Consider the following 20,377-nt stretch of genomic DNA (forward strand, 5'->3'; position numbering starts at 1 on the left):
GCGAACAGGGCGCGGTTGACGCGCGTTTGCTCGAGGTCGGGGGTCAAGGGATCACTGTGCGCCGATGCTCGCGGCAGCGGTTCGAGGCGAGTTCGTGAGTGGTTCGACCCAGGAGGTGGAGCGAGCGGGGGCGGCCCGGTCACCGACCCACGCCAGAGCGGCATGCGGCCGACACCGACCGCGCCGGTGTCGACCGCATGCCACAGGTCCGGATCCGGGTCACGCCTCCTGTCGGCACAGGATCCGGTCGAGCACGTCCCGCAGGTGTTGTGTGCTCGCCGTCTCGGCGTACCGCGTGGTGGCCGTACGCCAGCCGACGAACCCGTCCGGGCGGACGAGTACGGCGCCGTCCTCCTTGATGCCGGCGGCCTCGGCCCACCCCTCGACCGCGTGCGCCGTGATGCCCAGGTTCCGTGCCGCGTCCAGCCAGTGGTCGGCCGCGGTCCCGGTGATCAGCGTGAAGCCGTCGACGAGGTCGACCGTGGACCGTCCGTCCGGGAGCCACCGGTGCGGCAGGCGGCTGCCCGGTGCGCCGTCCAGGACGAGGTTCTCCATGTCGGTGAGCGGTTCGGGGTCGATCACCGCGCGGGAGTCGTACCGGTAGCCGATCACCGGGATCATGATGCCGGCCATGCCGACGGCCGCCCGGTCGGCGGCCCGGCTCGGATCGTTGTCCCAGTGCAGGTCACGGTTGTGGGCGCGGAGCACGGTCTGTTCCATGGTGAACAGCGCGACCGGCCGGCGCTCGGCCTCGTAGGTGTCGAGCAGTGCGTCACCGCCGGCAGCCAGTTTCCACGCCAGGTTGTGGCCGTCGGCGATACCGCCGTTGAGTCCGAGACCGCCGACCGGCGGCACCACATGTGCCGCGTCACCGACGAGGAAGACGTTGCCCTGCCTGAAGCGGTCGGACACCCGCGCCGTCGACGACCAGGGCAACAGGCTGATGATCTCCGGCTCGATGCCGGTGACCCCGGTGGCGTCCCTGATGTGCTGCTGTATCCGCTCGATGGGGGTGTCCGGGTCGCCGTTCGGGATGTGGAAGACCCAGCGGCCGGTGTTGTCGACCTTCAGCAGGATGCCCGAGGCCCGTTCGTTGCGCAGGAACGTCATGGACAACGGCGGGGTGGGCAGTTCGGCGCGGAACAGCACGTTGAGCATGTGTGAGGTGCTCAGTGGTCCCGGGCCGCTCATGCCGATGCCGAGGAGCTCCCGGACCTTGCTGCGGTGTCCGTCGGCGGCGATCACATAGTCACCCGTGACGGTCCTGCCGTCCGCCGTGGTGACGCTGCCGTCCGCCACCGCGACCACCTCGCTGCCGAAGTCCACCTGGCCGCCGAGTTCCCGCAGCCGCGCCAGCGCGGCCCGGTCGACCCGGTCCTGCGGGCAGCTTCCCAGCTTGGCCGGGCCGATCTCCGGCGGTTCGAACTTGGCCGTGACGGTGGTCAGGTCGGCCAGGCTCGTTCCCGTCATCAGGCCCCTGGCGAGATGCTGGGTCTCGATGTGGATGCCGGCTTCCCGCAGGATCTCCGCCGACCGGTCGGTGATCCCGAAGGCCCGCGGATGGTCGTTGACCTGTTCCCGGCGCTCCAGTACATGGACCGAGACACCCTGACGGGCGAGGAAGACGGCGGTGCACAACCCGACGGTGCCGCCTCCGATGATCACTACGCGCATGCTTGTCCCTCCGTAAGCGCGAACAGCGGTTTCCTCGCGGGTACGTGGCACCCATCGAGGTTCTGACGGTGCTTTCCGGTTCTGAGGTGCTTCCGGTTTTGAAGGTGCTTCCGGTTCTGACCCGCCGCGCCCTCGGGCAGGAGAGTGCGCGTACGGATCTACAGTCCGGCGCGGGCGAAGCGGCGCGCCGACAGCGGCACGAAGATCAGCAACAGCAGGCCGGCCCACAGCAGACTCGCGGTCACCGGGTGGGTCAGCGGCCACGCGGCGTCCGGCCCGGGAGTACCCGGGTTGCCGAACAGCTTGCGCGCTGCCGTCGCCGTGGCGCTGAGCGGGTTCCACTCGCAGATCGCCCGGAGCCGGACCGGCATCCGGTCGGTGGGCACGAGGGCGTTGGACACCATGGCGAGTGGCAGTGTCAGGGGCGTCAGGCCGGCCGCGGTCCGTGCCGAACGCACCACCAGTCCCAGGTAGGTGCCGACCCATGCCAGCGTGTAGCGGAGCAGCAGGAGCAGGCCGACGCCGACGAGTGTCGGCAACACGCCGTGGTGCGGCCGCCAGCCGACGACGAGCCCGCACACCATCAGGACCGCCAGTCCGTAGGCCCCGAGGATCCCCTCCGCGCCGCTCTGGCCGAGCGGCACGGACACCCGATGGGTCGGCAGCGACCGCAGGCGTTCCATCACCCCGCGCGCTTGGTCCGTCGCCACCTCCACCATGGCCGTGGACAGGGCGGTCCCGGTCGTCATCACGAACAGGCCCGGCATCATGAACTCGCGGTAGTGGGAGGTGCCGGGTACGCGGATCGCGCTGCCGAACACGAATCCGAACAGCACCACGAACGCGGTCGGCATCATGAGCATGGTGAGCAAGGTGCCGGGCTGGTGGCGTAACCGGAACAGCCTTCGCTGGGTCAGCGTCCAGCCGTCGGCCAGGAGGTTCACCACACCGCCTCCGGCGTCTCGGCCGGTTCCGCCGGTTCGATGTTCTTGCCGGTCAGGGTCAGGAAGACGTCGTCCAGGCCGGGTTCACGGATGCCGACGTTGCGGATCACCGCGCCGGCCGCGTCCAGTTCGCTCACGATCAGCGGCAGGGTGGGCATCCGGTCCACCGCGGAGACGACGATGCGTGATCCGTCCGCCTCGGGGCACCGGCCGGTGAGCCTCTCCAGCCTCGCCATGGCGCTGGGCAGTTGGTCAGTCGACTCCACCACGACGTCGATATGGTTGCCGATCTGCGCCTTGAGCTGAGCCGGGCTGCCTTCGGCGATCAGCTGGCCGCGGTCGATCACGCCGACCGCCGAGGCAAGCCTGTCCACCTCCTCCAGGCACTGGGTGGTGAGCAGGACCGTGGTGCCGTCGGCCACCAGTCGGCGGACGCTTTCCCAGACCTCGACGCGGCTGTGGGCGTCGAGCCCCGTGGTCGGCTCGTCGAGCAAGAGCACGGCGGGAGCCCGCAACAGACTGGCGATCAGGTGGATCCGGCGGCGCATGCCCCCGGAGTAGGTGCCGACCAGCCGGTCACCGGCGTGGGCGAGACCGAACCGTTCCAGCAGCTCGTCGGCGCGCCGGCGGGCGCCGCGGGAGCCGAGCCGGGAGAGGCGGCCGAAGATCCGCAGGTTCTCACGGCCCGTCAGCTCCTCGTCGAGCGAGGCGTCCTGGCCGGCCAGGCCGATCACCTTCCGCACGTCCGCCGGGTTACGGGCCACATCGAAGCCGGCGACGACGGCCCGCCCGCTGCTGGGCCGGGTCAGGGTGGCCAGGATCCGCACGGTGGTGCTCTTGCCCGCGCCGTTCGGGCCGAGCAGGCCGTAGACGGTGTGCGACGGCACCACCAGGTCCAGGCCGTCCAGCGCGACGACGTCCCCGAACTGCTTCCTCACATTTTCGGTGTACATGATCGCGTCTTCCATGCATCAACCCCTGACCGAGTACGGCGTACGCGGTTTTAACCTATCCAACTGAGTACGCTGTACGCAAGATGTCGCCGGACGCGTAGGATGGCTGCTGTGTCGGACTCGAAACCAATCATCTGGATGCGACCGGAAAAGCCGGCGCGAGGCCCCGCACCGACGCACAGTCGTGCGCAGATCGCCGCGGTGGCGATCGACATCGCGGACTCCGAAGGCATCGAAGCCGCGTCGGTGCGCGCCATCGCCAAGAGACTCGGCACCGGTGCGATGACCCTCTACCGCTACCTGCCGACCAAGGAAGACCTGTACACGGTGATGATCGACGAGGCGACCGGCTTCGAGCCGCAGGAGCCGACCGGCGATCTCCGTGCGGACCTGACGACCCTGGCACACCGTCGCCGGCAGATCTTCCTGCGGCACCCCTGGCTCGCCCCGCTCCTCGCCACCCGCCCGATCATGGGCCCCAACTTCATGCGCGGCATGGAACGCGATCTCGCCGTTCTCACCGGCTGCGGCCTGAGCATGGACGAAACGGTCGACGTACTCAACCTGATCCACTCCTGGGTCAGCGGTGCCGTGCAGGCCGAGTTGACCGAGCGGGCGACCGCGGACCAGTCCGGCGTCGATCGTCATACCTGGCGGCTGCGGATGGAGCCGTACCTCAAGTCCCTGCTGGCGACGGGCGAGTTCCCGCATCTGAGCCGGATGGTCCAGGCGTCCGAGATCGGGGAGGCCGACGAGCGGTTCGAGAAGGGTCTGGCGATCATCCTGGACGGAATCGAAGCCCGCTTCTCGACGGCCGGCGAGAAGAACCGCTCGCGCCGGCCGGTCAGCGGCACCGGCGGTGCCCCGCGTCCGACGCGGCGCGCGACCGTTCAGCGGGGAGCGCGCAGTTCGACGACGGAGTAACGGCCGGCCGGGGTGACCGAGGTGATGTGCAGGCCGACCGCTCCGGCCAGGTCGGCCAGTTGGTCGAGGGTGTGCTGGCGGCCTCCGAAGTAGGCGAGCATCCGGAGGTCGCCCTCCGTCTGCACGGTCTGATCGTTGAAGTAGTCGACGACGAGCACACGTCCCGTCGTCTGCGCCGCGTCGGCACAGCGGCGCATGATGCGGGCGGCCGCCGCGTCGTCCCAGTTGTGCAGGATGCTCGACAGCAGGTAGCCGTCCGCTCCGGCTGGAAGAGCGTCAAAGAAGCTGCCTGTCACCGCGTCGGCCCGGTGGTCGAGACCGGCCGCGGCGATGGCTTTCCCGGCACGGCGCACGGGGCCGGGCAGGTCGACGACCGTTCCCCGCAGATCGGGATGGGACTGCAGAATGGCGATCAGCATGCTGCCGTCGCCACCGCCGACATCGACGACATGACGGAGCGTTCCCCACGGATACGCCTCGGCCACGGCGGGCGCGTGCGCCGCCAGCCTTGCGCCCATCAAAGCGTCGAAGGACTCGGCGCGCCCGTCGTCGGCCGACAGGTCGTCCCAGAACGCCACGCCGTACTGCTGCGGGAACGCGGCCTCCCCGGTACGGACCGTGTGCAGCAGGTGGACGAGGCTCAACTCGGCGTGCCCCAGGGCACCTTCGATGTCGAGTATCGCGCGCATTCCCTCGGGTTCGCCCTCGCACAGGTGGTGACCCATGGCCGTCAGCTCGTAGGCGGCGGGCCCGGTGCTCGACAGCACGCCCGCGGTCACCAAGTGGTCCAGCAGCCGCCCCAGCGCGTCCTGGTCGGCGTCCACGGCCTTGGCCAACGCCTCGGTCGTCCGGGTGCCCGCGGCGATGTGGTCGGCCAACCGCAACGTCGCCGCCACCCGGACCGCCATCGGGGTCAGCAGATCGGCGGCTGCCCACACTCCCCCGCCTCTGGCGGTCGTCTCCTTGGCCATTGCCCCTCCTGACTGGTCGGTTCTCTGTTCGTTGGACCCGGCCCGGACGGTGTCGGTGCCGGTACGGCAGCTCACGGTCCGGCCGGGCGGTTCATCACCCCTCGCGCCGTGGCGAGGTCGCGCGGAGGCTGGTGCGCGCCCGGTTCAGAAACCGGCGCGCTCCTCCGCGTACGTCTTGGCCAGGCGGAGGTTGCTCATACTGTTGCCGCTCAGCAGACGCCGCAGGTACCGGCGCGCCTCACCGACCGTCGTCGCGCCGCCCAGCTGCGACAGCGCCGAGCGCTTGATCGTGCTGGTGTGCCGGGCTTCGGCGATGACGCCCTCCGGCACCTCGGTGAACCGCCAGTGGCCGGTGTGCGCGTCCAGCATCGTCGGCAGCGAGATCTGCTTGTACACGATCAGCTTGGGCGGGAGGCAGATCCGCACCGAGCGGACGGTGTGCGTGCTGCCGTCCGGGCCCTTGGTGTCCATGTCGAAGAACTGGATGTTCGGCACGTCCTCGGTCATGGCGAGCCCCACCACGTGCGGAATGCGCTCGGGCCACAGGTCCGCCCGGTAGAGGTAGTCGTAGGCGTCTTCGACGGAACCGGCGATGAACAGTGGGTCGGTGAAGGACACGACGAGTTCGTCCAGGTCGGCGCGGCGCTCCGCCGTGTCGCGCAGCGTGGCGAGGCAGTCCTCGCTGTCCTCGTCGATGCCGTCCAGCAACGGGCCGAGATCGGCGTCGGCCGGCGCGCCGACGTGGTGAACCAGCTCGGCCCGGGTCCGGTTCGGCGCCAGTTCGGTGAAGACCCACTCGCCGCGCAGCTCGGTGGCGGGCCCTTCGGGCTCCATGTGCGCGAAGGTGATGCGGCGCCCAGGCCGGTCCGTGCGGCGCACGATCTGCCAGGTGCGGACGGCGGCGTCACCGGCCAGCGCCCAGTGCTTGACCAGTTCCCCCTTCTCGTTGACGTGGACTGTTTCCGCGTGCACGGCGGACCGGTGGAACTGCGGCCAACTCGCGATGTCCGCGACCGTGTCGAACACCGTCTCCACGTCGGCGTCGATGGTGATGCCGTGGTCAACTCGCCGCTGTGTACTCGACACAACAAGACACCTCACAAGCGTCGTAGCGTCCGGATCCGTCACGCCCGACCATGTCCGTCCTCGATCGATCTCGCTTCGAGGACCCTTCGAGTTCGCCGTCCGCGGTCGGCCCCGGCCGTTGATCGGGCGTCGATCCGGCGTCGAAGGCGCGAGCGCAAGCTGAGCGCGCTCGAAAGGCACCCCGCCCATCGTGAGGAGACGCTTATGCCGAGCATCATCACTGTCGGCTCGTTCGACAGTGGTAACGTCGCCGACGTCACCAAGATCCTTCGGGAGTTCGATGGCGAGGTCGCTTCTGAACTGCCGCAGTTGCGCCGCAGACAGGTCTTCAGCTACAGCGACCTTTACGTGCATATGCAGGACTGGGACGTCGCCGACCCGGACGAGGCGTACCGGATCATCACCACCGACCCCCGGTGCACTCGGCTGAACGAACACCTGTCGCCCTATTTCGGCGATCACGCCGCGACGGAGGACTGGGACGGCCCGGTCGACCGGCCGACGGCCGAGCGTTTCTACCTGTGGCCGGCTGAACAACTGGACGACCTGGAGCAGACGTACAGCGCGGTGATCGTCAACGTCCAGCGCCAGGAACACATCCCCGAGGTGTCGCGGCTGTTCGCGGAGTCGGATGCGACCGATATCCCGCAGAAGATGGGGACGCTGCGCCGCCAGATCTATCTGTGGCGCGGTATCTACCTGCACATCCAGGACTTCGCCGTAGCCAACAGCATGCAGGCGATCAGCGAGGTGTGGACGGAGGGCGACCCCCGCTTCCTCCAGCTCGTCGACGACCTCACGGAGCTCATTCCGCCGTACGACCCGCAAGGCAATTCGTTGGCCACCCGTTTCTACCACTGGGCTGCAGAGGTGCCGGCATGACCAAACTCCCGACCCACCCCATTCGTCGGCAGCTCCCCGGCGTGCTGCCGGCCGAGTACGAAACGCTGCGGGAACGCGGCATCGGCCAGGTGGCACTGCCCACGGGCAAACTGGTGTGGATGATCGTGAGGCCCGAGTACGCCCGCATCGCGCTCTCCGACCCACGATTCAGCTCGGACAAGACGGACGACCGCTTTCCGAAGCTGACTCCTGACTCGCTGAAGAAGCTGAAGTACTGCGCGCCGTTCATGATCAACCTGGACGGCCCGGAACACTTGGAGAAGAAGAAGTCGATCATTCAGGAGTTCTCCCCGGCAGGGCTGGCCCGACTGATGCCGCGTCTGCGCGTCGCCGTGGAGGAGAAGATCGACGCAATGCTGGGTCAGCAGACCAAACCGGTCGACCTGGTGGAGGAGCTGGCGTTCCCCATCGCCTGGCGGTTGCAGGAGATGTTCCTGGGTATCCCCGCGGCCGAGCTGCGGATCATGCGGGAGAACGTCTGGAAGCTGCTGCTGGGCACCTCCACCGAGGCGGAGGAGAGGGAAGCGGCCGACCGTCTGAACGGGCACGCGATAGAGGTCCTGAAGGAGAAGGCGAACCACCTCGGCGACGACATGATGAGTCGCCTGATCGTGCAGGAACGCGAGAAGCACGGCGAGATCGACTGGTACGAGATGGCGCCGCTGATGCTGTCGAACGCCCAGGGCATTCACAACTCGGTGTCCACGATGATCTCGCTGGGCGTGCTCACCCTGCTGAACCACCCGGAGGAGCGGCCGACACTGCTCGCCGATCCGGACCGGATGACGGTCGCGGTGGACGAGATGCTCCGGTACTTCTCGGTCAACGACGGAACCCCCATGCGGCTGGCCACGGAGGACGTGCTCATCGGCGACACGCTGATCAAGGCCGGTGACGGTGTGGCGGTGCCGACGTTGCCCGTCAACCGCGACCCGTCGGTGTGTCCGTATCCCCACCAGCTCAACCTCATGCGGGAGGAGCCCGCCCGGCACATGGCGTTCGGTCACGGACCGCACAAGTGCCCGGCGGACCGCCTGGTGCCGGGCCTGCTCGAGATCGTCTACACGACCCTCTTCGATCGGGTCCCGACGCTCGCGCTCGCCGTGCCCGAGGCGGAACTGACGTACAAGTACCACTCGATCCAGGCGTTCGGCCCGGCCGAGATGCCGGTCACCTGGTAGGAGTGACGGCCGCCACGCACCCGTCGGCAGCGGGCGTGGCCGCCGCGGAGCGCGGCGGCCACGCCGGTCCGGGACCGGCCGAGAGAGAAGTGACAACCTCGGGTTGACACCTCCGCTGCTGACAACCTAAGGTTGACACATGACGCAGATCACTCCGCCGGTCAAGCTCGATGAGCTGATCACGGCTATCACCGAGAACCACACCGACGCCCTCGACCAGCTCGCCGGCGCCGTCCTGCTGGCCGACCACATCGGCGAGGTCGCCGACCACCTCATCGGTCACTTCGTCGACCAGGCCCGTCGTTCCGGCGCGTCCTGGACCGACATCGGCCGCAGCATGGGCGTCACCCGGCAGGCGGCCCAGAAGCGGTTCGTCGGCAAGCCGGACGCCAAGCCGTCCAACGCCTTCGAGAAGTTCTCCCAGCCCGCCCGCAGCGCCATCATCGCCGGCATGAACGAGGCCAAGGTGGCCGGCAACGCTGAGATCGTCCCCGTGCACGTCTTCCTCGGCCTGCTCGGCACCGAGGGCTGCGCGGTCGGCGCCCTGCGGGCACAGGGCATCGACCTCGACCAGGCGCGGGACACGGCGCTGGCCGCCCTGCCGCCGCGCAGCGACGCCGATCCGGTGCTGATTCCGTACGACACCCGCGCGAAGAAGGCGCTGGAACTGGCGTCGCGGGTGGCCCTGCGCCTCGCCGACGACACCGTCAGCACCGGCCACGTCCTGCTGGGGCTGCTGGAGGAGGAGGACGGCGCCGGGTTCCTGTCCTCGCTGGGCGTCGACGCGGCGGCGGCCGAGCGTTTCGTGACGGAAGCGGCCGACGAATCGTCCGTCGCCTCGTAGCGGAACCGAACGGGTACGCAAACGGGACCTCCGGGCGAGGTGGAGCCTGTCGAAGGTGACACCGCGCCCGGAGGTCCTCGCGCCCCGCGCCGACCCCTTGACCGGACTCGGCTCGTCGCGCCTTGTCCGCTGTGAACCGCCTGCCCGGGTGCGAGGGCGGCCGGACCTCCCCCGGAGGATCGGATCCCGACCCGTCCCTTTCCCGACCCGTACCTGCGGAGTGGTGTGATGGCTTTCGACCGGACGCGGATCTTCGGCCTTCGGCGCACACGGAGGGCACGTCAACGCGAGACCATGGTGGGAGCCCTCGCACCGGCGGCCTCCCTGACCGCGCCGTGCCGCCCGGCCGGCACGCGTACGGGAGCGCAGGTCTGATGGCGGCGCCGGGTACCGACGGCCGCGTCGCTCTCGTCACCGGCGCTTCGGGAGCGCTCGGCGCCGCCGTGGCACGGGTCCTGGATCACCGTGGCTACCGGCTGGCCTTGCACTACACCAGTGGTGAGGACCGGGCCCGCAAGGTGGCGGCCGAGCTCAGCGGGCCGAGCGCGCTCGTGCAGGCGGACGTCGCCGACTGGGCCGCCACCCGGGACATGGTCGACCGGGTACGCGCCGAGCTGGGAAGCATCAGCGTCCTCGTCAACGCGGGGGCGATCCGCCGGGACGGTCTCATGGTCACCCAGTCCGTCGACGACTGGACCCGGACCATCGCCGTCAATCTGACAGGCACCTTCCATACCTGCCGGGCGGCGCTCCCGGACATGCTGCGGGGCCGCTGGGGACGCGTCATCAACGTCGTCTCGCCCGCCGGTCTCCTCGGCAGCCGGGGCCAGACGGCGTACTCGGCGGCCAAGGCCGGTGTGGTGGGGATGACCCGGAGCCTGGCCCTGGAGTGCGGGCGGTTCAATGTGACGGTCAACGCGCTGTCACCCGGCCTCATGGCCACCGCGCTCACCGAGGAGGTGCCCGCCGAGGTCAGCGCCACGCTCGTGGCCCGGACCGCGTTCGGCCGCATGGGCACGCCCGACGAGGTGGCCCGCGGCATCGAACTGCTGCTGGACGCCGACTACATGACCGGTCAGGTCCTGTCCATCGACGGAGGCATGTCGATCTCGTGACCGCCGTGCCGGACGGCCGCCCCGCGCACCCCGCTGGCGGAGTTCCGCGGAGCCTTCCGCGCGCGAAGTCACGTCATGACGGGCTCGACCAACGCCAGCCGCGCAGGGCGCAGCCCCACGCACCTCAGTCGCCTTCTTCCGACCTCCACCGGGACGGCGGACCCGCCCAACAGAGCCTGACCGGACTCCAGTTCAGCCACCCCTCGCGAGAACATCCCCTCCCGGCCCCCGGCCGCACCACGGAAACAGGTCGGCGCGACCCGCCGCAACCTGGGAAGTCAGGAAACCAGCAGGTCAGACGCCCTTTACTGCAGGCTCCAGAATCGCCACGCACTCCACAACCGGACGCTTCGGCAAGGACATCGCCCGCCGCGCACGAACCCGGGGCGGGCGATTCAAAGGGCGGTGAGGAAGTCATCGCTCAGGCACGGACACGGACCAAGGGCGTATCGACCAGGTGTTCGGCGAGGAACCACGCCTGGAGTTCGCCGGTCCGGACCACCTGGGAGACGAGCAGGTCGTTGGTGCCGTCGTCGCCCAGCTCGGCGGTGCGGGCAGCCGCATCATGGGCCTCCGTCAGGATGACCTCGTGGGCCTCCAGCAGTCGCGAGAGCATCGCGGGGACCTCCTCCACACCGTCCGGAGGGCGCGGGATCGACGTGATCTCGGCGACGTGCCGCGGATCGCCCACAGCGACACCGCCCAGGGTCTGGACCCGCTCGGCAAGGGCGTCGACGAGTTCCAGCTGTTCCGCCGCGTGCTTGTCCAGCACCAGGTGGAGCTGGTAGAAGGTCGCCCCGCGCATCAGCCAGTGGTGCTTCTTGTAGAGGCCGTGAAGGATCTGGGTGTCCGCGAGGACCTTGTTGAGGCGCTGGCAGGAGTACATGCGCGTCTCGTAGGACAGGCCGAGGGGGAACTGCTTCACGGTCCCGAACTCCTGGATGATCTCGCCCTTCTGGTGCAGCCACGGCTGGCTGCCGACGTGCTGGGATTCGATGGTCATGTTCCGCCTCCTGCTGAGTGGCCGTGGACACGAGTGACGCTAGGTGCCGGCACGGCGGGTGGGTTGCCCTGAAGCGCACATGCACGTGCTCGGGAGCGCACGGAACGATCCGTGCGTGCCCTTGTTCACTCGCGGGCAAGCCCCCGTGCGCCGGCGGGCACGGCTCAGCACCTCGTCCCGCCTAACGTCGCTGACGACGTGGGCCCGGAAAACGACGAGGAGAGGCATGATGCCGAGCGAGCAGCGGAGGGTGGATTGCGCTCCGGGAGCCCCGCGCTGAGCCTGCGGGGGCGGGACCCGAGGGAAGCGCACAGAACCGCCACGACGCTGGAGTGCTTTTTCGACCTGTGCTTCGTCATCGCGGTCGCGCAGGCGTCCGCGTGTCTGAACACGGCGGTGACGAGCGGGCACTGGCTCACCGGCGCCCTGCGCTTCGCGCTGGTCTTCTTCACGATCTGGTGGGCCTGGATGAACTTCACCTGGTTCGCATCCGCCTATGACCCTGACGACGTCCCCTACCGGTTGACGGTGCTGGTCCAGATCGCGGGCTCCCTCATCCTCGCCGCCGGTGTCCCCAGCGCGTGCGAGGAAAGCGATCTGCGCGTCGTCACGCTCGGATACGTCGTCCTGCGTACGACGCTGACCACGCTGTGGCTGCGTGTCGCACGATCGGATCCCCCTCGGCGGCGGACCGCGCTCCGCTTCGCCACGGGAGTGACGAGTTGTCAGGTCGGCTGGGTCGGGGTGCTTTTCCTCCCGGTCCCGGCGCGCCTGCCGGCCATCATCGCGTTGATCGTCGCCGAGGTCTGCGTTCCGGTGTGGGCGCAGTCCGCCGGAATGACCCCGTGGCATCCGCACCACATCGCCGAGCGGTACGGGCTGTTCGTCCTCATCGTGCTGGGTGAGTCCGTCGCGGCCGCCGCGGCGGCGGTCCGCGGTGCCCTGAACCGGGACCGTGACACCGCGGCGCTGTACCTGCTGGCGGCGGGCGGCCTGCTGCTCGTCTTTGCCCTGTGGTGGCTGTACTTCGCCCGGCCGGCCCACACCCTGCTCGCCACCTCGCACCAGGCCCATCGCAGGAGGTTCACCTGGGCGTACGGCCACTATCTGATCTTGGCCTCGGCAGCCGCCGAGGGAGCCGGTCTGGCGGCGTACGCCCAGCTGATCACCGGGCGCACCGGTGCCCCGCCGTTGTCGGCGGGTGGCGCGGTCACGGTGCCGGCGGCGGTCTTCCTCATCACCCTGTGGGCTGTGCATGTCCGGCCGCACCGGCGGAGCCGGGTCGAACAGCTTGCGTTTCCCGCGGTGGCGGTGGCAGTCCTGATGGCTGCCCGCTCGCCGGCGCCGGCCCTCCTCGCCGCTCTGGCGGCGGCGGCCCTGGTCGTCGTGGTCACGCTGGTCGACCGGGCCGAGCGGGTACGGCGAGAGGGGCCGTGAGACGGAATGGGGTGCCGCCCGGAGTCTTTCTCCGCGCAGCACCCCTTTCCCCTGGTCAGCTCGTGGCGCGCACCGCCTCGCGGATCAGCTCGGCGACCTGCTTCGGCTGGGAGACGGCGACCGCGTGCGAGGCGCCCTCGATCTCGACGACGGTCGCCCCCGCGCGCTTCGCGCCGAAGCGCTCCACCTCGGGGTTGATCGCGGTGTCGGCGCCCGCGACCAGCGCCCAGGACGGCTTGGTCTTCCAGGCAGCGGCGGAGGCCCTCTCCTCGAAGGCGGCGGCGGCCAGCGGGCGCTGCGCCACGGCCAGCACCTTCGTGACGTCTGCGGGCACGTCGGCGGCGAAGACCGCGGGGAAGGCGTCCGCGGCGATGGTGACCTCGACGGCCGGGTCGCCGTCCGCGACGGGGTACGTCCACTGCTTGAGGTTGCTCACCAGCGGGGAGAGCGGGAAGCGGCCCTGCAGCTCGCCGAGGCTCTCGCCCTCTTCGAGGACGTAGGCGGCCACGTAGACCAGCCCGACGACGTTCTCCGTGGTGCCGGCGACGGTGATCAGCGCACCGCCGTAGGAGTGGCCGACCAGCACGACGGGGCCGTCGATCTGGGCGGCCACGGAGGCGACGTACGCGGCGTCCGAGGCCAGGCCGCGCAGCGGGTTGGGCGGGGCGATGACCGGGATGTCGTGGCGCTGGAGCTCCTCGATGACGCCGGACCAGCTGGCCGCGTCGGCGAAGGCGCCGTGGACGAGGACGACGGTGGGAGTGGTGGTGCTCATGTCTGCTGGATCTCCTTGCGGTCAGGCGGTGTGCAGGGCGGCGCGCAGGGTGCCGGCGGCCATCGTGATGGCGGCCTCGGCGGCGTGGGTCCCGCGCAGGGCGTTGAGCATCACGAAGTCGTGGATGATGCCCTGGAAGCGCACGGCGGTGACGGGGACGCCGGCCTCGCGAAGCTTGTTGGCGTACGCCTCGCCCTCGTCGCGCAGGACGTCGGCCTCGCCGGTGATGACGAGGGCCGGGGGCAGGCCGGTGAGCTGCTCGGTGGTGGCGCGCAGCGGGGAGGCGGTGATCCGGGCGCGCTCGGCCTCGTCGGTCGTGTACTGGTCCCAGAACCACTGCATGCCGTCGCGACGCAGGAAGTAACCGGTGGCGAACTGGTGGTAGGACGGCGTGTCGAAGTTCGCGTCCGTCACCGGGTAGAACAGCACCTGCTGCACCAGGGAGACGTCGCCGCGCTCCTTGGCCATCAGGGTGAGGGCGGCGCTCATGTTGCCGCCGACGGAGTCCCCGGCCACGGCCAGCCGTGTGCCGTCCAGGCCCTTGACGGCGCCCTCCTGCACGACCCACCGCGCGACCGCGTAGTTCTGCTCGATGGCGACCGGGTATCGGTGCTCGGGCGAGAGGTCGTACTCGGGGAAGACCACCGCGGCCTTCGCGCCGACGGCGAGTTCGCGCACCAGGCGGTCGTGGGTGTGGGCGTTGCCGAACACCCAGCCGGCGCCGTGGATGTAGAGGATCACCGGCAGGGTGCCGGTGGCCCCGGCGGGCTTGACGATGCGGGCCCGGACACTGCCCGTGGGGCCGCCGGAGACGGTGATCCACTCCTCGTCGATCGCCGGCTTGTCGATCTCGCCGGACTGCACCTCGTCGACGGCCTTGCGTCCCTCCGCCGGGGGCAGGTCGAAGAGGTAGGGCGGGTTGGCGGTCGCCTCCGCGAAGGCGGCCGCCGCGGGTTCCAGTACCGGCTGAACCGGCTCGACGGTGTGGGACATGTGCCTCTCCCGTTGTTCCAAGGGACTGTTTCGTGTGGTGCGCCGGTCACGCTAGTGAGCGTCGCCAGGTCGGGGTTCTCCGTGAGCGCACCACCGCTGTTCCCCCAGCGCACTGCGGGCTTCCGGCCGTCTCGCGAGCGTGCGGAGTACTGAGCGACGCAGTGCACTGTGGGACCAAGTCCGGTGCACTGCGGAGACATTGCCGCAGGTCGGCCGTGCCTATCGTGAGGGCCCGAGCGAGACCGCGGCCCCTTGCCGCGTCTGCCCTCCATCCCACCGGCGCGGCGCGTATCCCGGACTTCGCCTTGGCGCGCCGCGAGTGGACGGAACCGAACTCCCCTGTCCCGGAAAGGACTTCAAGAGATGTCGACAATGCCGGTCGGCGGGCTCGTTCCGCATGCCTCCGACGATGCCGCAGACCTCGTCGTCCGCAACGCGAAGATCCACACAGCCGACCCGAGGCGCCCGCACGCCGAGGCCATCGCGGTCCGGGACGGCGTCATCACCGTCGTCGGCGACGACAACGACGTGGCCCCGCACATCGGTACGGCCACCAAGGTGGTCGACGCATGCGGCCGCCGGGTCGTCCCCGGCCTCAACGACGCCCACCTGCACGTGATCCGCGGGGGCCTGAACTACGTACTGGAGCTGCGCTGGGACGGGGTGCGCAGCCTGCGGCAGGGGCTGGCGATGCTGCGTGAGCAGGCCGCGCGTACCCCGAAGGGCCAGTGGGTGCGGGTGGTGGGCGGCTGGTCCGTCGAGCAGTTCGCCGAGCGCCGGCTGCCAACCGTCGCCGAACTGAACGCGGCCGCCCCGGACACCCCGGTGTTCGTGCTGCACCTGTACCACTCGGCCGTACTGAACCGTGCGGCGCTCAAGGCCGCCGGCTACACCAAGGACACGCCCGACCCCAAGGGCGGCCAGATCATGCGCGGCCGGGACGGGGAACCGACCGGCATGCTGCTGGCCGCGCCCAGCGCCCTCATCCTCTACTCGACCCTCGCCAAGGCGCCGGTCCTGGAGAGCGAGGAGGACAAGAAGACCTCCACCCGTCATTTCCTGCGCGAGCTGAACAGGTTCGGACTGACCTCGGCGATCGACGCCGCCGGCGGATTCCAGAACTTCCCCGACAACTACGCCACCGTCATCGAACTGGCCAAGGCCGGCCAGCTCTCGATGCGCATCGCCTATCATCTCTTCCCGCAGACTCCGGGCCAGGAGGTCGACGATCTCGCCCGCTGGATCGAGATGGCCCGCCCCGAGGACGGGGACGAATGGCTGCGCCTGAACGGCGCGGGCGAGAACCTCACCTGGGCCGCCGCGGACTTCGAGAACTTCGCCGAGCCGCGTCCAGAACTCACGTCGGACTACGAGGTCGAGTTCGAGAAGGCCGTCCGTCTCCTCATGGAGAACGGGTGGGGCTTCCGGCTGCACGCCACCTACGACGAGACCATCCGCCGGGACCTCGCGGTCTTCGAGAAACTCGCCGCGGACGGGCTGTTCCCGGCCGGGAACCGGTGGCTGTTCGACCACGCGGAAACCGTCTCCACGGACAGCCTCGACCGCATCGCCGCGCTCGGCGGCGCCATGTCCGTGCAGAATCGTTTGTCTTTCCAGGGTGAGGCGTTCCTGCGCCGCTACGGTCCCGGCGCCGCCGCGGACGCCCCGCCGATCCGGGCCATGCTGGACCGCGGGCTGACCGTGGCCGCCGGCACCGACGCCACCCGGGTGTCCTCCTACAACCCGTGGGTGGCCCTGCACTGGCTGGTCAGCGGCCGCACCGTCGGCGACCTGACGCTGCGGCCGCCGGCCAACCGCGTCGACCGGCAGTGCGCGCTGACGATGTTCACCCGCGCCGGCGCCGTACTGACCGGCGAGGACGAGGTCAAGGGCGTCCTGCGGCCGGGCTGCTACGCGGACCTGGCGATGCTGTCCGAGGACTACTTCACCGTGCCCGAGCCTGAGATCGGGCACATCGAGTCGCTGCTGACGGTGACCGGCGGGCGGATCGTCTACGCCGCCGGCACCTACGAGGGGCTCGACGAGGAACTGCCGCCCGTCAGCCCCGCCTGGAGCCCGGTGGCGCATTTCGGCGGCTACCAGGCGTCTCCCTCAGCGGCCGGCGCCCGCCAGGCGGAGTCCCTCGGCCAGGCCGTCGCCGAATCGGAGCAGCACCGCCACTGGCGCATCGCCCGTGGCCTCACCCCAGAGACCGCGAGCACGCCCTTCGATCCCTGCTTCGACCTCTAGTACACCCGGCAGGGGCCGGGCCGTTGAGCGCCCCTGCCGGGACACCCACCGACTCCGTCCGCACACGGACGGTTCTACCTGGATAGGAAAGGTTCATCCTCATGGTCAACATCTCCGACGTCACCGCCGCCCCCAGCCCCGACCTGCTCACCCCCGATAACTGCGCCGTGCTCTTCGTGGACCACCAGCCGCAGATGTTCTTCGCCGCCGCCAGCGGCGACCGCACCTCGATCATGAACGCCACCGTGGGCCTGGCGAAGGCCGCCAAGGTCTTCGACGTGCCGACCGTGCTCAGCACCGTGGCCGCCGAGTCCTTCTCCGGCCCGATCATGCCGCAACTGGCCGCGGTCTTCCCCGACCAGAAGATCATCGACCGCACCTCGATGAACGCCTGGGAGGACGTGCCCTTCGTCGAGGCCGTCAAGGCGACAGGCCGCAAGAAGCTGGTCATCGCCGGCCTGTGGACCGAGGTCTGTGTCGTCCTGCCGACGCTGTCGGCCCTCGCCCAGGGCTACGAGGTCTACGTCGTCACCGACGCGTCCGGCGGTGTCAGCCCGCAGGCCCACGAGCACGCCGTCCAGCGCATGATCCAGGCCGGCGCGATTCCGGTGACATGGGTGCAGGTGCTCCTGGAGCTCCAGCGGGACTGGGCGCGCACGGAGACATACGTCCCGGTCACCGAGGTCGTCAAGGAGCACGCCGGCGCCTACGGCCTCGGTGTGGTGTACGCGCAGTCCGTCATCGGCGCCCACGCCGCCGGCTGACCGCACCGATTCTGATCCAGGAACAGGCAGGAACACGATGGACGCTGGACTGTTGGTCCTGCGGCTGGTGGCGGGCTTGCTCATCGCCGGTCACGGGGTGCAGAAGGTGAGCTTCCGGCTCGGGGGCAACGGCTTGGCGGGCGGAACCGAGGAATTCCGCCGCGACGGATTCCGCGGCGGAGTGCTGACCGCACTCGTCGCGGGAGCCAGTCAGATCGGTGCCGGCCTGTTCCTGGCCCTCGGGCTGCTCACGCCCCTGGCCACGATGGCCGCCATGGGCGTGATGACGGTCGCGGGCACCGTCAAGTGGCACAAGGGCCTGTGGGTGCAGAACGACGGCTACGAGTACCCGATGGTCCTCGTCGTCGTCTCGGCCTCGCTGGCCCTCACCGGGCCCGGACGGTGGTCCGTGGACCACGCGCTGGGCACCACCCCCAGGCCGCTGTGGATCGCCGTCGCCGCGATCGTGCTCGGCCCGATGAGCGGACTGCTCGCCCGCGTGGTGCTGCACCGGACGGACTCCCAGGTGGAAGGGACGCGACATGCGCAAGCTGCTGAGTGACGCCGTCGGCACGCTGGTGCCCCGGGGCGAGGAACGCCACGGTCCGCTGCCCCCGCTGCTGCTGACCATGACGGTGGTCACCGGCCTGGTGGACTCGGTGAGCTATCTGGCCCTCGGACACGTCTTCGTCGCCAACATGACCGGCAACGTGGTCTTTCTGGGGTTCGCCCTGGGAGGCGCCGAGAGCCTGTCCGCGTTCGCGTCCGTCGTCTCGATGACCGTGTTCCTCCTGGGCGCGCTCGCGGGCGGCAGGCTCGGCACGCGGTTCGCCACGCACCGAGGGCACATGTTGAGAGCGGCGACGGCGGTGCAGACGGTGCTGGTCGCGGTCACCGTGGTGGTCGCCGCGGTGGCCGACGGCCGGGTCACCACCTCCGTCCAGTACACGCTGATCGTGTTCCTGGGGCTCGCCATGGGACTGCAGAACGCGGTCGCCCGGCGCCTCGGCGTGCCGGACCTCACCACCACCGTGCTGACCCTGACGCTGACGAGTCTGGCCGCCGACTCCACCCCGGCCGGCGGCGAGGCGCCGCGCCCCGGCCGCCGAATCCTGTCCGTGCTCGCCATGTTCCTCGGCGCCCTGATCGGAGCCGCGCTCCTGCTGCACGGCCACCTGGTCGTCGTCCTGAGCCTCACCCTGGTCCTGCTCGCGGTCACCTCCGTGACCACCCACCGCCTCTCCGCCGCCGACGCCCCCTGGCTGCGGCCACGGCCGTGAACGCGGTGGTGACCACCCCCCGGTCGGACGCCGGAGCCGGACCTTCGGCGCCTCCTCGGGACCCCTCGTCCCCGGGAGGTCCGGCACACCGCCGACCCGAACCCGTCGAAAGGAACCCGATGAGCCAGCCCTCCCCCACCTCGACCGTGGAACGAGCAGACGACAGACACCGTTACGAGATTCTGGTCGGCGGCCGGCTCGCCGGTCTGACCGCCTATCGCGACCATGGTGAGCAGCGGGTCTTCTACCACACGGAAGTCGACGACGCCTTCGCCGGACAGGGACTGGCCGCGCGCCTGGTCCAGGAGGCCCTCACCGACGTACGCCGCTCAGGCATGCGCATCGTGCCGGTCTGCCCCTATGTGGCCAAGTTCCTGAAGAAGCACGAGGAGTTCGCGGACATCACCGACCCGGTGACCCCGGAGATCCTGCGCCGGCTCAAGACCGAGCTGCGGACCCTCACCTGACCGCGCCGCTGGTGGCGTCGACGGTGATGAAGCGCTGGGCGACGACGAGCAGCACCGCGGCCGGCACCGACGCCAGGACCGCGGTGGCCATCACCGCGTTCCACTGGGTCGTGTGAGCACCGATGTACTCGTAGATGCCCAGGGTGACCGGCCGCACTGTCTCGGTGGTGGTCAGTGTGAGGCCGAAGAGGAAGTCGCTCCAGGTGAAGAGGAAGGTGAAGAGAGCGGCGGTGACCAGTGTGTTCCGGCTCAGCGGCAGCACCACGGCGCAGAAGGTGCGCAGCCTCCCGGCGCCGTCCACGCGCGCGGCTTCGATGATCTCCCTGGGAATGCCCCCCATGAACGAGTGCAGGATGATGACGGCGAACGGGACCCCGGCGGTGGAGTCCGCGAGGACGAGTCCCAGGCGGGAGTTCAGCAGTCCCAGGTCGTTGTAGGCGCCGTAGAGCGCGTTCGCCACGACGATGCCCGGCACCATCTGCGTGATCAGGACCCCGAAGAGTACGAGGCTGGTTCCCCGCAGGGAGAACCGGGCCAGGGCGTAGGCAGCCGGAGCGGCGAGCCCGAGGCTGAGCGCGACGCTGCCGAGGGCCACGACGAGGCTGGTGACCAGGTTGGGTCCCTGATCGCGCAGTGCCGTGGCGTAGCCGCTGAAGTCCGGGTGGGAAGGGAACCAGCCCGCCCGCAGTGTGGTGCCCGTCGGCTGCAGAGAGGCGTTCACCATCCAGTAGACGGGAAACAGCATCACCGCGAGCAGGACTGTCCCGACGACGGTGGAGAGCAGGCCACGGCGGCGTCCGCGCCGCACCGGCC

At 69.9% G+C, this 20,377-nt stretch carries 20 protein-coding genes; 11 read left to right on the plus strand and 9 right to left on the minus strand.

Features of this window, described 5'->3' with window-relative positions:
* Positions 1-219 precede the first annotated feature (219 nt).
* The 3 genes from ABZ865_RS35690 to ABZ865_RS35700 form a co-directional block, all read right to left on the minus strand.
* Positions 220-1,674 (minus strand): FAD-dependent oxidoreductase, encoded by a 1,455-nt coding sequence (locus ABZ865_RS35690; protein WP_361239759.1) that lies wholly within the window; start codon positions 1,672-1,674, stop codon positions 220-222.
* A gap of 158 nt (positions 1,675-1,832) precedes the next feature.
* Positions 1,833-2,621, minus strand: a complete 789-nt coding sequence (locus tag ABZ865_RS35695; RefSeq protein WP_361239760.1) for an ABC transporter permease — start codon at positions 2,619-2,621, stop codon at positions 1,833-1,835.
* Entirely contained in the window at positions 2,615-3,586 is a 972-nt protein-coding gene (locus ABZ865_RS35700; RefSeq protein ID WP_361239762.1) for an ATP-binding cassette domain-containing protein, read from the minus strand. The genes ABZ865_RS35695 and ABZ865_RS35700 overlap by 7 nt, the downstream gene beginning before the upstream one ends.
* Positions 3,587-3,709: 123 nt before the next feature.
* On the opposite strand from ABZ865_RS35700, the gene ABZ865_RS35705 reads away from it, so the two are divergent.
* A complete protein-coding gene (locus tag ABZ865_RS35705; protein WP_361239764.1) occupies positions 3,710-4,495 on the plus strand; it encodes a TetR/AcrR family transcriptional regulator in 786 nt (261 codons plus the stop codon).
* On the opposite strand, the gene ABZ865_RS35710 is transcribed toward ABZ865_RS35705, so the two are convergent.
* Both ABZ865_RS35710 and ABZ865_RS35715 read right to left on the minus strand, forming a co-directional pair.
* A complete protein-coding gene (locus ABZ865_RS35710; RefSeq protein ID WP_361239766.1) occupies positions 4,462-5,466 on the minus strand; it encodes a methyltransferase in 1,005 nt (334 codons plus the stop codon). The two genes, ABZ865_RS35705 and ABZ865_RS35710, sit on opposite strands and share 34 nt — an antisense overlap.
* Positions 5,467-5,610: 144 nt before the next feature.
* The gene (locus ABZ865_RS35715; protein ID WP_361239767.1) at positions 5,611-6,552 is read right to left on the minus strand and encodes an aromatase/cyclase; all 942 of its coding nucleotides are present in this window, start codon (positions 6,550-6,552) and stop codon (positions 5,611-5,613) included.
* A gap of 204 nt (positions 6,553-6,756) precedes the next feature.
* Between ABZ865_RS35715 and ABZ865_RS35720 the strand changes: the two genes are divergently transcribed.
* The 4 genes from ABZ865_RS35720 to ABZ865_RS35735 all read left to right on the plus strand — a co-directional run bounded on the left by ABZ865_RS35720 (position 6,757) and on the right by ABZ865_RS35735 (position 10,595).
* Positions 6,757-7,434, plus strand: coding sequence for a TcmI family type II polyketide cyclase (locus tag ABZ865_RS35720; RefSeq protein WP_361239769.1), 678 nt, complete (start codon positions 6,757-6,759; stop codon positions 7,432-7,434).
* Positions 7,431-8,636 carry a cytochrome P450 gene (locus tag ABZ865_RS35725; protein ID WP_361239770.1) on the plus strand — a complete coding sequence of 402 codons (1,206 nt, stop codon included), beginning with the start codon at positions 7,431-7,433 and terminating at the stop codon, positions 8,634-8,636. Before ABZ865_RS35720 ends, ABZ865_RS35725 begins: the two co-directional genes overlap by 4 nt.
* Positions 8,637-8,775: 139 nt before the next feature.
* Positions 8,776-9,480 (plus strand): Clp protease N-terminal domain-containing protein, encoded by a 705-nt coding sequence (locus tag ABZ865_RS35730; protein ID WP_361239772.1) that lies wholly within the window; start codon positions 8,776-8,778, stop codon positions 9,478-9,480.
* Between the two features lie 374 nt (positions 9,481-9,854).
* Complete coding sequence (locus ABZ865_RS35735; RefSeq protein ID WP_361239774.1) at positions 9,855-10,595, plus strand: 3-oxoacyl-ACP reductase family protein; 741 nt, start codon at positions 9,855-9,857, stop codon at positions 10,593-10,595.
* Positions 10,596-11,016: 421 nt separating this feature from the next.
* On the opposite strand, the gene ABZ865_RS35740 is transcribed toward ABZ865_RS35735, so the two are convergent.
* Positions 11,017-11,598: a DNA starvation/stationary phase protection protein gene (locus ABZ865_RS35740; RefSeq protein ID WP_361239776.1), complete on the minus strand. Its 582-nt coding sequence runs from the start codon at positions 11,596-11,598 to the stop codon at positions 11,017-11,019.
* 255 nt (positions 11,599-11,853) lie between these two features.
* Here ABZ865_RS35740 and ABZ865_RS35745 point away from each other — a divergent pair, with 255 nt between their 5' ends.
* Positions 11,854-13,035, plus strand: coding sequence for a low temperature requirement protein A (locus ABZ865_RS35745; protein WP_361239778.1), 1,182 nt, complete (start codon positions 11,854-11,856; stop codon positions 13,033-13,035).
* A gap of 55 nt (positions 13,036-13,090) precedes the next feature.
* Here ABZ865_RS35745 and ABZ865_RS35750 read toward each other — a convergent pair whose 3' ends face one another.
* Positions 13,091-13,810 carry an alpha/beta hydrolase gene (locus ABZ865_RS35750; protein WP_361239779.1) on the minus strand — a complete coding sequence of 240 codons (720 nt, stop codon included), beginning with the start codon at positions 13,808-13,810 and terminating at the stop codon, positions 13,091-13,093.
* A gap of 21 nt (positions 13,811-13,831) precedes the next feature.
* Positions 13,832-14,803, minus strand: a complete 972-nt coding sequence (locus tag ABZ865_RS35755) for an alpha/beta hydrolase (protein WP_351806085.1) — start codon at positions 14,801-14,803, stop codon at positions 13,832-13,834.
* A gap of 363 nt (positions 14,804-15,166) precedes the next feature.
* Between ABZ865_RS35755 and ABZ865_RS35760 the strand changes: the two genes are divergently transcribed.
* The 5 genes from ABZ865_RS35760 (at position 15,167) to ABZ865_RS35780 (ending at position 19,564) form a co-directional block, all read left to right on the plus strand.
* The gene (locus tag ABZ865_RS35760) at positions 15,167-17,053 is read left to right on the plus strand and encodes an amidohydrolase (protein WP_361239781.1); all 1,887 of its coding nucleotides are present in this window, start codon (positions 15,167-15,169) and stop codon (positions 17,051-17,053) included.
* 101 nt (positions 17,054-17,154) lie between these two features.
* Positions 17,155-17,817 carry a hydrolase gene (locus ABZ865_RS35765; protein WP_351806080.1) on the plus strand — a complete coding sequence of 221 codons (663 nt, stop codon included), beginning with the start codon at positions 17,155-17,157 and terminating at the stop codon, positions 17,815-17,817.
* Between the two features lie 37 nt (positions 17,818-17,854).
* Complete coding sequence (locus ABZ865_RS35770) at positions 17,855-18,379, plus strand: DoxX family protein (protein WP_361239783.1); 525 nt, start codon at positions 17,855-17,857, stop codon at positions 18,377-18,379.
* Entirely contained in the window at positions 18,360-19,097 is a 738-nt protein-coding gene (locus ABZ865_RS35775; protein WP_361239785.1) for a YoaK family protein, read from the plus strand. Before ABZ865_RS35770 ends, ABZ865_RS35775 begins: the two co-directional genes overlap by 20 nt.
* 119 nt (positions 19,098-19,216) lie before the next feature.
* Positions 19,217-19,564 (plus strand): GNAT family N-acetyltransferase, encoded by a 348-nt coding sequence (locus ABZ865_RS35780; RefSeq protein ID WP_361239787.1) that lies wholly within the window; start codon positions 19,217-19,219, stop codon positions 19,562-19,564.
* On the opposite strand, the gene ABZ865_RS35785 is transcribed toward ABZ865_RS35780, so the two are convergent.
* The gene (locus ABZ865_RS35785) at positions 19,557-20,372 is read right to left on the minus strand and encodes a carbohydrate ABC transporter permease (protein ID WP_361239789.1); all 816 of its coding nucleotides are present in this window, start codon (positions 20,370-20,372) and stop codon (positions 19,557-19,559) included. The genes ABZ865_RS35780 and ABZ865_RS35785 overlap by 8 nt on opposite strands.
* Between the last annotated feature and the right edge of the window lie 5 nt (positions 20,373-20,377).

Origin of the sequence: Streptomyces sp. NPDC047085 (assembly GCF_040643735.1) — a bacterium.
Taxonomy (GTDB): domain Bacteria; phylum Actinomycetota; class Actinomycetes; order Streptomycetales; family Streptomycetaceae; genus Streptomyces.

What these genes read in the sequence shown, in the direction of transcription:
- ABZ865_RS35705 (WP_361239764.1), top strand. Translation starts at nt 3,710, where the DNA reads ATGCGACCGGAAAAGCCGGCGCGAGGCCCCGCACCGACGCACAGTCGT.
- ABZ865_RS35725 (WP_361239770.1), top strand. Translation starts at nt 7,431, where the DNA reads ATGACCAAACTCCCGACCCACCCCATTCGTCGGCAGCTCCCCGGCGTG.
- ABZ865_RS35770 (WP_361239783.1), top strand. Translation starts at nt 17,855, where the DNA reads ATGGACGCTGGACTGTTGGTCCTGCGGCTGGTGGCGGGCTTGCTCATC.
- ABZ865_RS35760 (WP_361239781.1), top strand. Translation starts at nt 15,167, where the DNA reads ATGTCGACAATGCCGGTCGGCGGGCTCGTTCCGCATGCCTCCGACGAT.
- ABZ865_RS35735 (WP_361239774.1), top strand. Translation starts at nt 9,855, where the DNA reads ATGGCGGCGCCGGGTACCGACGGCCGCGTCGCTCTCGTCACCGGCGCT.
- ABZ865_RS35690 (WP_361239759.1), bottom strand. Translation starts at nt 1,674, where the DNA reads ATGCGCGTAGTGATCATCGGAGGCGGCACCGTCGGGTTGTGCACCGCC.
- ABZ865_RS35720 (WP_361239769.1), top strand. Translation starts at nt 6,757, where the DNA reads ATGCCGAGCATCATCACTGTCGGCTCGTTCGACAGTGGTAACGTCGCC.
- ABZ865_RS35700 (WP_361239762.1), bottom strand. Translation starts at nt 3,586, where the DNA reads ATGGAAGACGCGATCATGTACACCGAAAATGTGAGGAAGCAGTTCGGG.
- ABZ865_RS35755 (WP_351806085.1), bottom strand. Translation starts at nt 14,803, where the DNA reads ATGTCCCACACCGTCGAGCCGGTTCAGCCGGTACTGGAACCCGCGGCG.
- ABZ865_RS35710 (WP_361239766.1), bottom strand. Translation starts at nt 5,466, where the DNA reads ATGGCCAAGGAGACGACCGCCAGAGGCGGGGGAGTGTGGGCAGCCGCC.
- ABZ865_RS35775 (WP_361239785.1), top strand. Translation starts at nt 18,360, where the DNA reads ATGCGCAAGCTGCTGAGTGACGCCGTCGGCACGCTGGTGCCCCGGGGC.
- ABZ865_RS35740 (WP_361239776.1), bottom strand. Translation starts at nt 11,598, where the DNA reads ATGACCATCGAATCCCAGCACGTCGGCAGCCAGCCGTGGCTGCACCAG.
- ABZ865_RS35750 (WP_361239779.1), bottom strand. Translation starts at nt 13,810, where the DNA reads ATGAGCACCACCACTCCCACCGTCGTCCTCGTCCACGGCGCCTTCGCC.
- ABZ865_RS35730 (WP_361239772.1), top strand. Translation starts at nt 8,776, where the DNA reads ATGACGCAGATCACTCCGCCGGTCAAGCTCGATGAGCTGATCACGGCT.
- ABZ865_RS35780 (WP_361239787.1), top strand. Translation starts at nt 19,217, where the DNA reads ATGAGCCAGCCCTCCCCCACCTCGACCGTGGAACGAGCAGACGACAGA.
- ABZ865_RS35765 (WP_351806080.1), top strand. Translation starts at nt 17,155, where the DNA reads ATGGTCAACATCTCCGACGTCACCGCCGCCCCCAGCCCCGACCTGCTC.